General features: G+C 45.8%; 12 protein-coding genes and 1 pseudogene. All 13 read left to right on the forward strand.

Annotated elements, in window-relative coordinates; genetic code table 11:
• Window positions 1–838 (forward strand): ABC transporter permease (locus tag J7M13_00435; protein MCD6362460.1); only part of this gene is annotated, 838 nt, incomplete at its 5' end.
• A 14-nt stretch (window positions 839–852) separates the two neighbouring features.
• Entirely contained in the window at window positions 853–1,746 is an 894-nt protein-coding gene (gene rbsB / locus J7M13_00440) for a ribose ABC transporter substrate-binding protein RbsB (protein ID MCD6362461.1), read from the forward strand.
• Window positions 1,743–3,281 carry a sugar ABC transporter ATP-binding protein gene (locus tag J7M13_00445; GenBank protein ID MCD6362462.1) on the forward strand — a complete coding sequence of 513 codons (1,539 nt, stop codon included), beginning with the start codon at window positions 1,743–1,745 and terminating at the stop codon, window positions 3,279–3,281. Before rbsB ends, J7M13_00445 begins: the two co-directional genes overlap by 4 nt.
• 4 nt (window positions 3,282–3,285) lie before the next feature.
• Window positions 3,286–4,221, forward strand: coding sequence for an ABC transporter permease (locus J7M13_00450; protein ID MCD6362463.1), 936 nt, complete (start codon window positions 3,286–3,288; stop codon window positions 4,219–4,221).
• A gap of 79 nt (window positions 4,222–4,300) precedes the next feature.
• On the forward strand, window positions 4,301–5,065 hold the full coding sequence (locus J7M13_00455; protein MCD6362464.1) for a type III pantothenate kinase: 765 nt from the start codon (window positions 4,301–4,303) through the stop codon (window positions 5,063–5,065).
• Window positions 5,062–6,018, forward strand: coding sequence for a tRNA-dihydrouridine synthase family protein (locus J7M13_00460; GenBank protein MCD6362465.1), 957 nt, complete (start codon window positions 5,062–5,064; stop codon window positions 6,016–6,018). The genes J7M13_00455 and J7M13_00460 overlap by 4 nt, the downstream gene beginning before the upstream one ends.
• Window positions 5,993–7,536, forward strand: a pseudogene (lysS, locus tag J7M13_00465) (lysine--tRNA ligase). Before J7M13_00460 ends, lysS begins: the two are co-directional and overlap by 26 nt.
• The gene (ligA, locus tag J7M13_00470) at window positions 7,505–9,562 is read left to right on the forward strand and encodes an NAD-dependent DNA ligase LigA (protein ID MCD6362466.1); all 2,058 of its coding nucleotides are present in this window, start codon (window positions 7,505–7,507) and stop codon (window positions 9,560–9,562) included. Before lysS ends, ligA begins: the two are co-directional and overlap by 32 nt.
• A 15-nt stretch (window positions 9,563–9,577) precedes the next feature.
• Complete coding sequence (gatC, locus tag J7M13_00475) at window positions 9,578–9,865, forward strand: Asp-tRNA(Asn)/Glu-tRNA(Gln) amidotransferase subunit GatC (GenBank protein MCD6362467.1); 288 nt, start codon at window positions 9,578–9,580, stop codon at window positions 9,863–9,865.
• A gap of 29 nt (window positions 9,866–9,894) precedes the next feature.
• Window positions 9,895–11,340, forward strand: coding sequence for an Asp-tRNA(Asn)/Glu-tRNA(Gln) amidotransferase subunit GatA (gene gatA / locus J7M13_00480; GenBank protein MCD6362468.1), 1,446 nt, complete (start codon window positions 9,895–9,897; stop codon window positions 11,338–11,340).
• A gap of 5 nt (window positions 11,341–11,345) precedes the next feature.
• Window positions 11,346–12,788 carry an Asp-tRNA(Asn)/Glu-tRNA(Gln) amidotransferase subunit GatB gene (gatB, locus tag J7M13_00485; protein MCD6362469.1) on the forward strand — a complete coding sequence of 481 codons (1,443 nt, stop codon included), beginning with the start codon at window positions 11,346–11,348 and terminating at the stop codon, window positions 12,786–12,788.
• Window positions 12,763–13,887: an HD domain-containing protein gene (locus J7M13_00490; protein ID MCD6362470.1), complete on the forward strand. Its 1,125-nt coding sequence runs from the start codon at window positions 12,763–12,765 to the stop codon at window positions 13,885–13,887. The genes gatB and J7M13_00490 overlap by 26 nt, the downstream gene beginning before the upstream one ends.
• Window positions 13,884–14,175: class I SAM-dependent RNA methyltransferase (locus J7M13_00495; GenBank protein MCD6362471.1), on the forward strand; the 292-nt coding region annotated here is incomplete at its 3' end. The genes J7M13_00490 and J7M13_00495, both read left to right, overlap by 4 nt.

Here is a 14,175-nt window from a genome sequence, read left to right on the forward strand (position 1 = left end):
CATAATAAGACAGTCGTCCATAATAGGAATTATATCTCTTGGTATGACATGCGTAATACTTACGAGTGGTATAGACCTCTCTGTGGGGAGCATTCTTGCTATCTCAACGCTCATTGCTGCTTCTTTAGTAAAAGATGGGGCTCCTTTTCTCTTAGCGTGGTTGGCAGCGCTTGCTGTGGGAGGCTTGGGAGGGCTCGTAAATGGCGTGATAGTGGCTTTCCTCGATATTCCTCCATTTATAGTTACCTTAGGGATGATGGGGATAGCGAGGGGGCTGTCCCTTCTTTACACTAATGGTGCTCCAATAACGGGCTTTCCCTATTTCTTTAGGTTTTTAGGTGCAAGTTGGATTGGGTCTGTTCCAACGCCTGTTTTGATATTTTTCTTTAGTTTTATGCTCTTTTATGTTCTTCTTGATAAAACGGTATGGGGACAGCAGGTTAGATGCGTTGGCTCGAATCCCACGGCGGCAATCCTCTCTGGAGTTAACGTGAAGGCGATCGTTACCTCCGTTTATGTTTTAAGTGGGATTTCTTCCGCGCTTGCTGGATTAATCTTGGTGGGAAGATTGGACTCTGCCCAACCAACAGCGGGACTTGGGTATGAGTTTGGAGCCATAGCTGCGGTCGTTCTCGGAGGTACACAATTTACAGGGGGTAAAGGAAGGCTCCTCGGAACGGTTCTCGGTGTACTTATCATAGGAATGATAGAGAACGGGATAAACATATTGGATATAAATCCGTTCTATGAGCAGGTTGTGAAAGGGGGTGTCATAGCAGCGGCGCTGATAGCGTATGGTAGGCTTGCCGGAGTAAAAGCTAAGGAAGCGAAAACCTAAGGGGGTGAAAAGTTGTGAGGAAATTTCTCATTGCGGTGCTGGTATTAGGCTTGTTCATTCCAGCAGGACCGGTCTTCGCCAAAACCTATACTATAGGACTTGTTATATCAACGCTTAATAACCCGTTCTTCGTTACCTTAAAGCAAGGAGCTGAGGAAATGGCAGCTAAGGAGGGCGTAAAGCTCATTATTTACGATGCACAGGATGATTCCGCTAAGATGACTTCTGCAATGGAGGATCTCATCCAGAAGAAGGTTGATGCAATACTCGTTAACCCTACTGATTCTAATGCTGTTGTTCCTTCTATAATAAAGGCTAACAGAGCTGGAATTCCAGTTTTTACCATTGATCGTGGAGCTGCGGGAGGCAAAGTGGTATGCCACATAGCAAGTGATAATGTGGCTGGTGGAAGAATGGCTGGAGAATTTCTCGCAAAAGCTCTTCATGGTAAGGGAAATGTAGTTGAGCTCGTTGGAATCCCGGGAACTTCAGCTGCACGCGATAGAGGAAAGGGCTTCCATGAGGCGATAAGCAAATATCCTGGAATTAAGATAATAGCCTCTCAGGCAGCTGATTTCAATAGGGATAAGGGAATGAAGGTCTTTGAGAATATCCTGCAAGCTCATCCTAAGATAGACGGAGTCTTTGCTCACAATGATGAAATGGTGCTGGGAGCTATAGCTGCTGCAGAGGCTGCTGGCAGAAAGGGGATAATATTCGTCGGTTTTGATGCTATACCCGATGCCATAGCTGCGATTAAAGCAGGAAAACTTGCTGCTACCGTTGCTCAGCAGCCTAAGGTAATGGGTGAGCTTGGTGTCAAGAAGGCGGTTGAGTATCTTAATGGCAAGAAGCTTCCCAAGTTTATACCTGTTCCCTTAAAGCTTATAACCAAGGATAACTTATGAGTTCAGTTTTGGAAGGTGGCGGGACAGAAAGTCCCGCCACTCTCCCTAATTGTTTACTTTTCTTGAAAGATATTCACAAGCGCTATCCTGGCGTTCACGCGCTGCGAGGGGTATCCTTTTCCGTCTGCGCGGGGGAAGTTCACGCTCTCGTTGGTGAAAATGGTGCAGGCAAGTCAACCCTCGTTAAAGTTCTTGAGGGGGCGGTTCAGCCGGATGCCGGCGAGATCTGGGCAGAAGGAAAGAAGGTTTCTTGGAGAGGCCCTGGAGACGCCATCGAAGCCGGTATCAGCGTTATTCATCAGGAGCTTAGCTTAGCTCCACATCTCACGGTCGCTCAAAATATATTTTTGGGTAGGGAGCCTCGCAAGGGTTTCTTTCTCGATAGAAAACGTATGAGTGAGGAATCACGTAAGATATTTTCAGAGCTTGGCGTTGATTTGGATGTTGATGCCGAGGTTTCAAGGCTGACCGTTGGAGAGCAACAGCTTGTTGAGATAGCGAGGGCTCTCTCAAGAAACGCAAGGATAATAGCTATGGATGAGCCAACGTCGAGTCTTTCTGCCAGAGAAGTGGGGAGCCTCTTCAGGGTCATAAGAGATCTAAAGAGGAAGGGCGTTGGTATAATATATATTTCTCACAGACTTGAGGAAATCTTTGAGATAGCGGATAGAGTTAGCGTTTTAAGAGATGGTGAGCTTGTAGGTTCAGGGCGCTTGGAGGATTTCACTCAAGAGGAAATCGTTTCGCTGATGGTTGGTAGGGAGATAAGAGCTTTTTTCCCTCGCACGGGTGCTCCTCTGCCGGAAGTAGTTCTCGAGGTGAGGAACTTAACGAAGAGGGGAATTTTCAGAAATATTTCATTTTCGCTTCGGAGAGGGGAGATTCTTGGCATAGCTGGGCTCGTTGGAAGCGGTAGAAGTGAGGTTGCCATGTCGATTTTTGGGGTTTGTCCGCCAGACGAGGGAGAGATAATATTCGAGGGAAGGCCCGTTAAAATAGATAGTCCTCGGGATGCGATCATGAGAGGGATATTTCTCGTCCCTGAGGATAGGAAGGTTCAGGGCTTGTTTTTAAACATGTCGTTAAAACATAACCTTACTATAGTTGAGTTGCTTAGAAATTTTAAGGGCCTTTCGCTTGTTAACGAGAGAAATCGCGAGAATAGAGCAAGGGAGTTTGTAGAAGAGCTTTCGATAAAATGTAGTGGGCTTGATATTGAGGTTAGAAGTCTTTCTGGGGGAAACCAGCAGAAAGTGGTTATAGCAAAGGGATTAAGCGTTAGCCCAAAGGTTTTGATACTCGATGAGCCTACACGGGGAATAGATGTGGGGGCTAAGGCGGAAGTTCACCAGTTGATGGATGACCTGACGAGAAGGGGTGTAGCGATTCTTATGATCTCATCTGAGCTTCCAGAGGTTATGGGTATGAGTGATAGAGTTCTCGTTATGAGATCTGGGGAAATCGTAGCCTCGCTGAGAGGTAGCGAAATTAGCGGCGAGAGAATAATGATGGCTGCTGCGGGGGGAAGTGAGTAGGTTTATGTCCTTGAGGAAATATGGGAGTCTATTCGTTCTTGCGTTTCTTCTTCTGGCTTTGACCTCCTTTTATCCTGGGGTTTTATCTCCCTCAAATATAGCAAATGTTTTATCTCAGGTTGCGGTAGTGGGAATCTGCGCGGTGGGTATGACGTTTGTTATGCTTACGGGTGGGATAGATCTCTCTGTTGGAAGCTTGGTCGCCCTTACGGGTGCGGTTGGAGCTTGGCTTAACGCACGCTTGGGGCTTCACTGGACATTAGCATGGCTGGGGGCTATCTTCGTTGGGATGCTCTGTGGTTTGATTTCCGGAACATTCGTGGAATGGGGGAAAATGCCTCCATTTATAGCCACCCTCTCGATGATGGCCATGGCTCGTGGAGCTACGCTCCTTATAACGCAGGGATATCCGATATCTGGAACCTCTGGTGAGTTTAATTATGCGGGCTGGGCTTACTTAGGACCCGTTCCCGTTTCCGGTCTTATTATGCTTATGCTTATCATGATTGCTTGGGTGGTATTAAGAAAGACGCGCTTTGGAACCTATGTTTATGCGGTTGGCGATGAACCTGAAACTGCTCGTCTCGCGGGAATAGCGGTTTCAAAGGTGCGCGTTCTCGTTTATGTTATCAGTGGGGCTTGCTCTGCGCTCGGAGGCGTTTTAATGGTTGGAAGGCTTTGGAGTGCTCAACCGAACGTGGGTATGGGTATGGAGCTTGACGTGATAGCAGCAGTGGTTCTCGGAGGCACAAGCCTCTTTGGAGGCGTTGGAGGTGTGGGGGGAACCCTTATAGGAGTTCTTATAATGGGATTTCTGGATAATGGACTTAGGTTAATAGAGATTTCAAGTTATCTTCAGCAGGTGGTTAAGGGAGCGGTTTTCATAGGGGTTGTGGGCGCAGACCTCTATTTTAAGAGAATTCGGTCGAGAAGGGGATAGTCCACCCCTTTCTTGACACTTTTAGTGGGTAATCCTAAAATTTAGGCTGGATTGCGAATTTTTAGGGGGGGAAGCCTTTATGCTGCTTGCTATGGATATAGGTAATACGAATATCGTTCTTGGTTTTTATAGAGATGGAGGCCTTTTAAAAGCGTGGAGATTATCAACCAATAAGAAGAGGACCAAGGATGAATATATCCTTCTCCTCGATGGAATATTAAGAGCATCGGGGGTCGATCGTGAGGGGCTTAGGGGAGTAGTAGGTTCAAGCGTTGTTCCTCCGCTTGTTGAACCGATAACGAAAGTGGTAAAAGAGTTACTCTCAATGAAAATGCTGTGGGTGTCTCATGAGCTGGATCTCGGTATACGCATAGCGGTTGATAATCCCTCTGAAGTGGGAGCGGATAGGATAGCAAACGCGGTAGGTGCTTATTTTTTATATGGAGCTCCGGTTATAATTGTCGATATGGGAACTGCTCTAACATGGTGTGCAGTAGATGAGAATGGTAATTGGCTTGGTGGGGCTATATCTCCTGGGATAAAGATAGCTTCAGATGCGCTCTTCTTGAAAACGGCTCTTCTGCCGAAGGTTAAGCTTAAGAGACCTATGTCTCCTATAGGCAAAACCACTGAGGAGAGTATTCAGGCGGGTCTCATCTTCGGATATGCTTCGATGATAGATGGTATGGTGAGAAGAATAAAAAGAGAGGTTGGGGACCATAGCTTCGTAGTTGCAACTGGGGGGCTTATAGATCTTGTAGCAGAGGAGTCGAAGGAGATAAATCTCGTTAATCCTTGGTTGACTCTTGAGGGGTTAAGGATAATATACGAGAGAAACGCGTGATAAAGCTTTTTTTAGCTCCCATAGCTGGGATAACAAAGCTTCCTTTCAGGAGGCTTCTCCGGAGAGAGGGAATAGATTATGCTTATACGGAGATGATAAGCGGCATAGCGCTTTTCTATAGAGACCCGAAATCTCTGAGTCTTATCGACATCGGTGGTGATGAGACTGCGGTTGGGGTTCAGCTTGTTGGCGGGGATCCTGAGAAGATGGCTGAGGGAGCGAAAGTGGCGGAAAGATGGGGTGCTTCAAGCGTGGATATAAACATGGGATGCCCCGCACGTAAGGTTTTAAGGAGCGGGGGAGGAGCGAGGCTTCTTCTGGATACTGACAAAGCGCTTAGCGTTTTCTTGAGCGTTAGGGAGGCGGTTTTCATTCCAGTGAGCGTTAAGCTAAGGAAGGGATGGAGAGGCAGAGAGACGTTTCTTGAGATATCTAAGAAGCTCGAAAGGGAAGGCGTTTCCTGGATTACGCTTCATGCAAGATGCGTTGAAGATGGCTTTTCGGAAGCCCCTGATTGGAATAGCATAAAAGCCTTAAAGGAGAGTGTTTCCGTTCCTGTCATAGGGAATGGTGGGGTGGATACCCCTGAAGATGCCTTAAGAATGCTTAATGAGACCGGGTGCGATGCGGTTATGCTCGCGAGAGGGGTATTGAGAAATCCGTTTCTTCCTCGTCAGATAAGGGAGCTTGAGAGGACCGGAAGCTATCGTAAAGAAACATCCAAAGATAAGATTAGGTGGTTGATCGATTTTTGTTCGGAAGCGGAAAGCCTATATGGGGATATAAGAGGAGCTAAGTACGTTAAGTCTCTGATTCCTTGGATATTGAGGGAAATTCGAGGAGCGAGCTGGCTTAGAGGATACCTCCTGAGGATAAATAGCTTGAAGGGAATAAGAGATGTTCTCAAGGAGGTAGTTGTAAGAATGGATAAAGGGGGGGAGTATCGTGGCTGAAGTTGACGAAATCTACAGGCAGAGGTTGAACAAGCTCGAAAGGTTGAGGAAGGAAGCAAACTATGATCCATTTAAAATCGATAGATACGTGAAGAAAAATAGCACTGAAGAGATAAAAAAGAGGTTTTCCTACCTTAAGGAGGATGAAGTCGCTCAGGAAGAGGTTTCCTTGGCAGGAAGAATAATGAGATTGAGGATGCACGGCAAGGCGAGCTTTGCACATCTTCGGGATGAGACGGGTGACATCCAGCTTTACTTTCAATACAACAAGCTTGGAGAGGGGGGAAATATACTTTCTTCAAGAGCTGGATAGACACGGGGGATATCATCGGTGTTAAAGGTGTCCCCTTCAGAACGAGAAGAGGGGAGCTTTCGGTTTGGGTAGAAGATTTTACTCTTCTTACTAAAGCTCTTAGAGCTCTTCCTGAAAAATGGCATGGGCTTAAAGATGTCGAGACGAGATATAGACAGAGATATCTTGACCTAATAGTTAATCTTGAAAGTAGAAAGAGATTTGTGGTGAGAAGCAAGGTTATTAAGCTTCTAAGGGAGTTTCTTGATTCGCGTGGCTTTATGGAGGTTGAGACTCCGATCCTTCAGCCCATAGCTACTGGAGCTGCTGCGAGGCCCTTTATAACGTATCATAACGCGCTTGATATGAATCTCTATCTGAGAATTGCTCCAGAGCTTTACCTTAAGCGTCTTCTCGTTGGGGGATTCGAAAAGGTTTACGAGATAGGGAGAAATTTCAGGAATGAAGGTATCTCGACTGAACATAATCCCGAGTTTACCTCACTTGAGCTTTATTGGGCTTATGCTAACTATGATGACATGATAAAGCTCTTTGAAGAGGGTATAGCCTATGTGGTTGAGAATGTTTTAGGGACGCTGAAGGTTAAATATAAGGGAGAGGAAATAGATTTCACTCCTCCATGGAGAAGGATAACTATGAAGGAAGCCGTTAAAACCTATGCCGGCGTTGATTTTGATCAGATAAGAGACCTTGAGGAAGCTGAGAGAATAGCGAGAAATTTGGGAATAGAGCTTAAAAAGGCGGATAGTCTCCCAACAGCCATGGTTGAGTTCTTTGAGGAGCTTGTTGAGGATAAGCTAATTCAGCCTACATTCGTTATAGAGTATCCGGTGGAGGTTTCTCCGCTTGCTAAAAGGAATAAGGAGAAACCAGATCTAACTGATAGATTTGAGCTATTTATAGGGGGCTTTGAGGTGGCGAACGCCTTCTCTGAGCTTAACGATCCCATAGATCAGCGCATGAGATTCGAGGAGCAGGCGAAAAGAAGAGAGATGGGAGATGAAGAAGCGCACCCGATGGATGAGGATTTCGTTAACGCCCTCGAATATGGCATGCCTCCCGCGGCTGGCATAGGAATCGGAATAGATAGGCTTGTTATGATACTTACCGATACAACTTCTATAAGAGATGTTATACTCTTTCCTCATCTCAGGCCGGAAAGGGGGACAAAAGATGGGGAGAGAGATACCGAGGAGCGTAGTTGAGGAGGTAGAGAGGCTAAGAAAGGAAATAGCCTATCATGATTACAGATATTATGTCTTAAACGATCCGATCATAACGGATGCGGAGTATGATAGGCTTATGCTCCGCTTAAGGGAGCTCGAATCAAAGTATCCAGAGCTTATAACCCCAGATTCCCCAACGCAGAGGGTAGGGGGAGTTCCCGCCCCGGAGTTTAAGAAAGTGAGACATGAAGAACCTATGCTTAGTCTTGATAACGCCTTTTTCAAGGAAGATCTGATTGCTTTTGACCAGAGGGTCAAAAGATGGAGCGGTGAGGATGGCATAGAGTATGTGGCTGAGCATAAGATAGACGGGGTCTCAGTTTCGCTCGTGTATGAGAATGGCGTTTTCGTGCTTGGGGCAACGAGGGGAGATGGAGTCATCGGGGAAGATGTAACTGCTAATTTGAGAACTATAAAGACGCTCCCCCTAAGGCTTATAAGGAATGTTTCAGGTAAACTCGAAGTTAGAGGAGAAGTCTTTATGACGAAGGAGGAGTTTGCCCGCTTAAATAGGGAGAGGGAGGAAGAAGGGCTTCCGCCGTTTGCGAATCCAAGGAATGCTGCTGCTGGTTCTTTACGTCAGCTTGATCCGAGGATAACGGCTTCCCGAGCCCTCGATATATTTGCTTACTATTTGGTTAATCCTGAGAAATGGGGGATCGCGACTCACTGGGATGCGCTTGAATTCATAAAGAGCCTTGGATTTAAGGTTAATCCCTACTCAAGGCTTTGTAGGAATTTGGAGGAGGTTTGGGAATATTGCGAGGAATGGGTGAGTAAAAAGGGGAGCCTAAGTTATGCTGTTGATGGAGTTGTTCTTAAAGTCAACAGAATAGATCTCTGGAGAAAACTCGGTGCTACGAGCAAGAGCCCGCGCTGGGCTATAGCTTTTAAGTTCCCCCCTGAAGAGGCTATAACGCGGGTGTTGGATATAGTGGTTAATGTGGGTAGGACCGGGGTTTTAACACCGGTTGCTATTCTTGAACCAGTTCACCTCGAAGGAACCATAGTTAAGAGAGCTTCACTTCATAATGAGGATGAGATAAGGAGAAAAGATGTCAGAATAGGAGATTGGGTTATCGTGAGAAAGGCAGGGGAAATAATACCCGAGATAGTCAAGGTAGTTAAAGAGCGCAGGACTGGAAATGAGAAGGAGTTTAAGATGCCGGATAGATGTCCAGTTTGCGGAGCGAGCGTTGTCAGACCTGAAGGAGAGGTTGCCTACAGATGCATAGGGATTAACTGTCCTGCTCAGCTTAAGGAAAGAATAAGGCATTTTGCGAGTAGGGATGCCATGGACATAAGGGGCTTGGGACCCGCGATCATAGAGCAGCTTGTTGAAAGAAAGCTTGTTAGGGATATAGCGGATATATATTACCTGACCTATGATGATCTTCTCTCTCTTGAGAGGATGGGGCCGAAAAGTGCCTCTAACTTGCTTAAAGCCATAAAGATGAGCAAGAATAGGCCCCTTGCTAATCTGATATTCGGCTTAGGAATAAGATACGTTGGTAAGGTTATAGCAAAGATCCTTGCGGAGCATTTTGATACGCTTGATGATCTTGCGAGTGCTTCCTATTCGGAGCTCGTGCTTATAGAGGGGATAGGTGATAAGGTCGCACGTAGTATAGTCGGCTTTTTCAGGGAGCCTCAGACAGCTTCTCTCTTGGAAAAGCTGAAGAAGGCAGGAGTCAATTTCGGTGAGAAAGTGGACAGAGGAGAGATAAAAGAAAACTTTTTCAAGGGAAAGAAGGTGGTCTTTACCGGGGAACTCGAGAGCTTTACGCGTTCTGAAGCTACCGAGCTACTTGAGAATCTCGGGGCGCAGGTTTTAAATAACGTGAGTAGGAAGGTAGACCTCGTCATAGTTGGAGAAAATCCTGGTTCCAAGTATCAGAAGGCTCTTTCCTTGGATATTAGAACGATGGGGGAAAAGGAATTCCTCGATAAATTGCGAGAAGCGGGAATTGAGATAAAGGTTGAGAAGGAGCCAAGGCTTTTTTAGGGAGGTAGATGAATTATGAAGATAAGCATGAAAGATGTTGAACATGTTATGAAGTTAGCTTATCTTGATCTAAAGGGTGAGGAGAAGGAAAGAATGCTTCATCACTTTAACCGAATTCTTGAGCATTTTGCCAAGCTTCAGGAGCTTGATACGGAAAAGGTGGAACCGCTAAGTCATGTTATAGAAAGCTCTACACCTTTGCGAAAAGACGAGATTAAAGAAAGTTTGCCACGCGAGGAGATTCTCAAGATCGCTCCGGAGACGGAAAAGGGGTATATAAAGGTTCCGAGAATAGTGGAATAAGGGGGTAGATGAAGTTGGAGCTTTGCGATATGCCTACATGGAAGCTTAGAGAAATGGTAACTGAAAAGGAGATATCGCTAAGGGATATTCTCGACTCCGTTTTTAAAAGAGTGGAGGAAAAGGAAGGAGAGCTCCATTGTTATCTAACGGTGATGAGAGAACAGGCCTATGAGGAGCTTAAGGTGGTTGAGGAAAGGTTAAAGGGTGGGGAGGACCTTCCCCTCGCGGGGATTCCAGTCGCTATAAAAGATAATATGTGCACTCGAGGTGTTGAAACTACCTGTGCTTCGAAAATACTTAAGGGCTTTTACCCTCCATATGATGCTACCGTTGTAGAGAGGATAAGAAAGGCGGGAGGGATAATAATAGGCAAGACCAATCTTGATGAGTTTGCTATGGGATCCTCCACCGAGAATTCTGCCTTCGGACCCACGAGGAATCCTTGGAATACGGAAACCGTTCCCGGAGGGTCAAGTGGAGGCTCATCTGCTGCGGTTATAGCAGGTGAAGCGATAATGGCTTTGGGATCAGATACAGGAGGATCTATAAGGCAGCCAGCGGCTCTGTGTGGAATGGTAGGATTGAAACCCACTTACGGTTTGGTTTCGAGGTATGGTCTCGTTGCCTTTGCGTCCTCGCTTGATCAGATAGGTCCCTTAACAAAGGATGTTCGGGACTGTGCTCTTTTGCTTCAAGTAATAGCGGGTAAGGATCCAATGGATTCTACCTCTCTTGATGTTCCTCTACCGGATTACCTTAAAGCTTGTGACAGAAGAGATCTCAGTGGCGTTAAAATAGGACTTCCTCGGGAGTATTTTACCGATATGCTCGATAAGTCTGTTGCAAGGGTTATGGAAGAAAGCAAAAGGGTTTTTGGGAGACTCGGAGCAAAGTTCGTTGAGATTTCCCTGCCCCATACCGATTATGCGCTTCCCACCTATTACATAATAGCTCCCGCGGAAGCAAGTTCCAACCTTGCGAGATACGATGGTGTACAGTATGGGCTTCGCTTTAAAGGTAAAACGCTCAAGGAAATGTATCTTGAGACGAGAACTAAAGGGTTCGGTGATGAAGTTAAGAGAAGAATAATGATCGGAACATATGTCTTGAGCGCGGGATATTATGATGCTTTTTATCTTAAAGCTCTTAAAGTAAGAAGGCTTATAAAGGAGGACTTTGATAGAGCGTTTAAAGAGGTGGACTATATACTCACTCCTACATCTCCAACGCCAGCTTTTAGGATAGGAGAGAGAGCAGATGATCCTATAATGATGTATCTCTCCGATATATTCACTATACCCGTTAATCTTGCTGGTATATGTGGGATATCTATCAACGCGGGCTTTTCGGATACTGGTTTGCCTATAGGAATACAGATAATAGGCAGAGCTTTAGATGAGGCTGGTATCTTGGGAGTAGCAGCTGCATTCGAGGCTGAAACGGATTGTCATGCCCGCAGACCGTATGGGGGGTGAAAGTCATGGAGCTTAAACCCGTTATAGGGCTTGAGATACACTGTCAGCTCCTTACCAAAACTAAGCTTTTCTGCTCATGTCCTACAGATTATATAGGCAAAGAACCGAATACTCTCGTTTGTCCAGTGTGCTTGGGGCTTCCGGGTTCTCTCCCGGTTCTTAATGAGGAAGCCTTAAGACTGGCTCTGAGAGCGGCTTTGGCATTGAATTGTGAGATATTGACAAAGACTCGTTTTCATCGGAAAAACTATTTCTATCCGGATCTTCCCAAGGCTTATCAGATATCTCAGTATGATATTCCTTTGGGAATAAATGGATATCTTGAGCTCAGAGGGAGGAAAATCAGGATAAGAAGAGTTCACATGGAGGAAGATGCTGGTAAGCTCGTTCATCCAACTAAGACCGGCAGGATTGAGGGAGCTGATTATTCCCTTGTTGATTTCAATCGCTGTGGAGTGCCTCTCATAGAGATAGTTACCGAGCCGGATATATCTTCCCCTGAGGAGGCACGTGCCTTCGTCATGGAGCTGAGAAGCTTGGTTCAGCATCTTGGGGTCTCGGATGGTAATATGGAGGAAGGATCATTAAGGTGCGATGCTAATATCTCTCTTTCTGTTAACGGCAAATTTGGTACCAAAACGGAGATAAAGAATATGAATTCATTTAAGGCTCTTGAGAGAGCTCTCTCATACGAAATAAAGAGGCAAACTGAGCTAATTCTCTCGGGGAAAGAAGTTATTCAGGAAACGAGGCATTGGGATGACTCAAGGGGCATAACAATTTCCTTGAGGGGGAAGGAGGAAGCTCATGACTATCGATATTTCCCAGAGCCGGATCTTCTTCCTTTGACGATACCAGATGAACTGATTTCTGAGATAGGGGATACTATGCCGGAGCTTCCATGGGAACGTCGAGAAAGATGGATAAGGGAGTACGGTTTGAGCGATTATGATGTTTCCGTATTGAGTTCCTCTAAAGCGCTTGGAGATCTTTTCGATGAGTGTGTTAGGATGATCGAAAAACCTAAGGAGATATCGAACTGGCTTCAGGTGGAGTTTCTGAAGCTTGTTGGGGAAACGGGAGTGAAAATAGAGGATTGTTTCTATGTTGCTCCTTATCTCAAGGAAATACTGGATCTTTTGGAGAAAGGCATTATAAACAAGCCGGTAGCCAAGTCGGTCTTTGAGGAAGCTTTCAAGAGTAGAAAGGCTCCCTCCGAGATCGTTAAGAGCAGAGGGCTGGAGCAGGTGAGCGATGAGGATGCCTTAAGGGAGATCGTTAGAAAGGTGCTTTCGGAGAACGAGGACGCGGTTCAGTCTTACCTCGGTGGCAAAGAAAAGGCACTGAATTTTCTATTAGGTCAGGTAATGAGGGCCACGCGAGGCAAGGCTAATCCCAATGTCGTAAAGAAGGTTCTTAAGAATGAGCTTCAGGCCCGTTCCGGTTGAACTTCTTAAACCGGGTATGGAATTAGCCCGGACAGTTTATACCCCTGATGGCAGGGTTCTGCTTAAGGAGGGAGCCAAGCTTTCTGAAAGACACATAGAGGCGCTGAGGAAATCAAAAGCGGGCGTTTTATATATTTATGATGATAGGATGAGCGATATAAGCATAATTGAGCCTTTGAGTCGTGAGCGGAGGGAGGAGTTTAAGAATTCACTGAAAGAACTATGTCTTGAGGTAATCGAACTCGAGCGTAGGGAAAGCGATAGAAGATATCTTAGAAAAAAGGATCCTTTTGCGTGGTCAAAGGTTGGAGAAAAAATTAAGGAGAAGGGTGAGGAGCTCATTGAGATTTTAAAGGGATACGACAAGCCGTATCTTAATTTACTCGTTGATGAGAGTGAAGAAAAAGAGGATTATCTCTTTCACCATATGTTAATGGTTGCCATAATCGCTGCCTTCTTATCGAGAAAAGTCAGCTTTTTCCATAACAGAGCGTTAGATCTCGTATGCGGGTCGCTTGTATACGACATAGGGTTGCTGAAAGTTCCACAGGAGATCCTTGATAAGGCAGGTCATTTAAGCGAGGAGGAGTTCGAGGAGATAAAGAAACACCCACGGTATGGCTATCTCCTCATGAAGAGGATGGGAGAAGCCCTGAGACTGAGAGTGGCCCACATTGCGTATCAGCATCATGAGCGCTGGAATGGAAGTGGATATCCTCGCGGACTCAAGGGGGAGAGAATTTTTGACATGGCGCGTCTCGTTGCTATCATAGATTTTTACGATGCGGTTACGCATACCCGAAGCTACAGGTCGAGGATATTACCGCATCAGGCACTTGCTTTTCTTAAAATGAATCGAGGAATATTATTTGATCCATTCTATGTTGACGTGTTCTTAAGATTTATTCCTCCCTATCCTCTTGGAGTTATGGTTAAGCTTTCAAGTGGTGAAAGCGGTGTTGTTGTAGGCTTAGTGGATGGAATGCTCTCAAGGCCCCGCGTTAGGATTTTTTATGACAACTCTGGGAGGGAGATAAAGCCATTTGATGTAAACCTCGTTGAGCATCCAGACATTGGCATTGTGGGGGTCTTCCCATGAAACTCCGTATAGAAAAAATGGTCTATGGTGGTTATGGCCTTGCTCGAACGAGTGAAGGTATCGCTTTTGTGGAAGGGGCTATATCAGGGGAGGAGGTAGAGGTAGAGCTTGTAGACAAAAAGGAATCACATTTTTTTGCGAGGGTGGTAAATGTATTATCTGCGTCTCCTTATAGAATTCCTGCAAGGTGCCAGTTTTTTGGACTGTGTGGAGGCTGTGATTGGCAACATATATCATACGAGGGACAGCTTACTTTGAAGGGAGAGATGCTAAAGGATCTCTTTGCGA

This window comes from Synergistota bacterium (genome assembly GCA_021159885.1).
In the GTDB taxonomy this organism is placed as follows: Bacteria; Synergistota; GBS-1; order GBS-1; family GBS-1; genus AUK310.

Bases quoted from the DNA above. Each gene is read 5' to 3' on its own strand.
- ligA (MCD6362466.1), top strand. From the start codon at position 7,505: ATGGGGAGAGAGATACCGAGGAGCGTAGTTGAGGAGGTAGAGAGGCTA.
- gatA (MCD6362468.1), top strand. From the start codon at position 9,895: ATGCCTACATGGAAGCTTAGAGAAATGGTAACTGAAAAGGAGATATCG.
- J7M13_00445 (MCD6362462.1), top strand. From the start codon at position 1,743: ATGAGTTCAGTTTTGGAAGGTGGCGGGACAGAAAGTCCCGCCACTCTC.
- gatB (MCD6362469.1), top strand. From the start codon at position 11,346: ATGGAGCTTAAACCCGTTATAGGGCTTGAGATACACTGTCAGCTCCTT.
- J7M13_00490 (MCD6362470.1), top strand. From the start codon at position 12,763: ATGAGCTTCAGGCCCGTTCCGGTTGAACTTCTTAAACCGGGTATGGAA.
- J7M13_00450 (MCD6362463.1), top strand. From the start codon at position 3,286: ATGTCCTTGAGGAAATATGGGAGTCTATTCGTTCTTGCGTTTCTTCTT.
- J7M13_00455 (MCD6362464.1), top strand. From the start codon at position 4,301: ATGCTGCTTGCTATGGATATAGGTAATACGAATATCGTTCTTGGTTTT.
- gatC (MCD6362467.1), top strand. From the start codon at position 9,578: ATGAAGATAAGCATGAAAGATGTTGAACATGTTATGAAGTTAGCTTAT.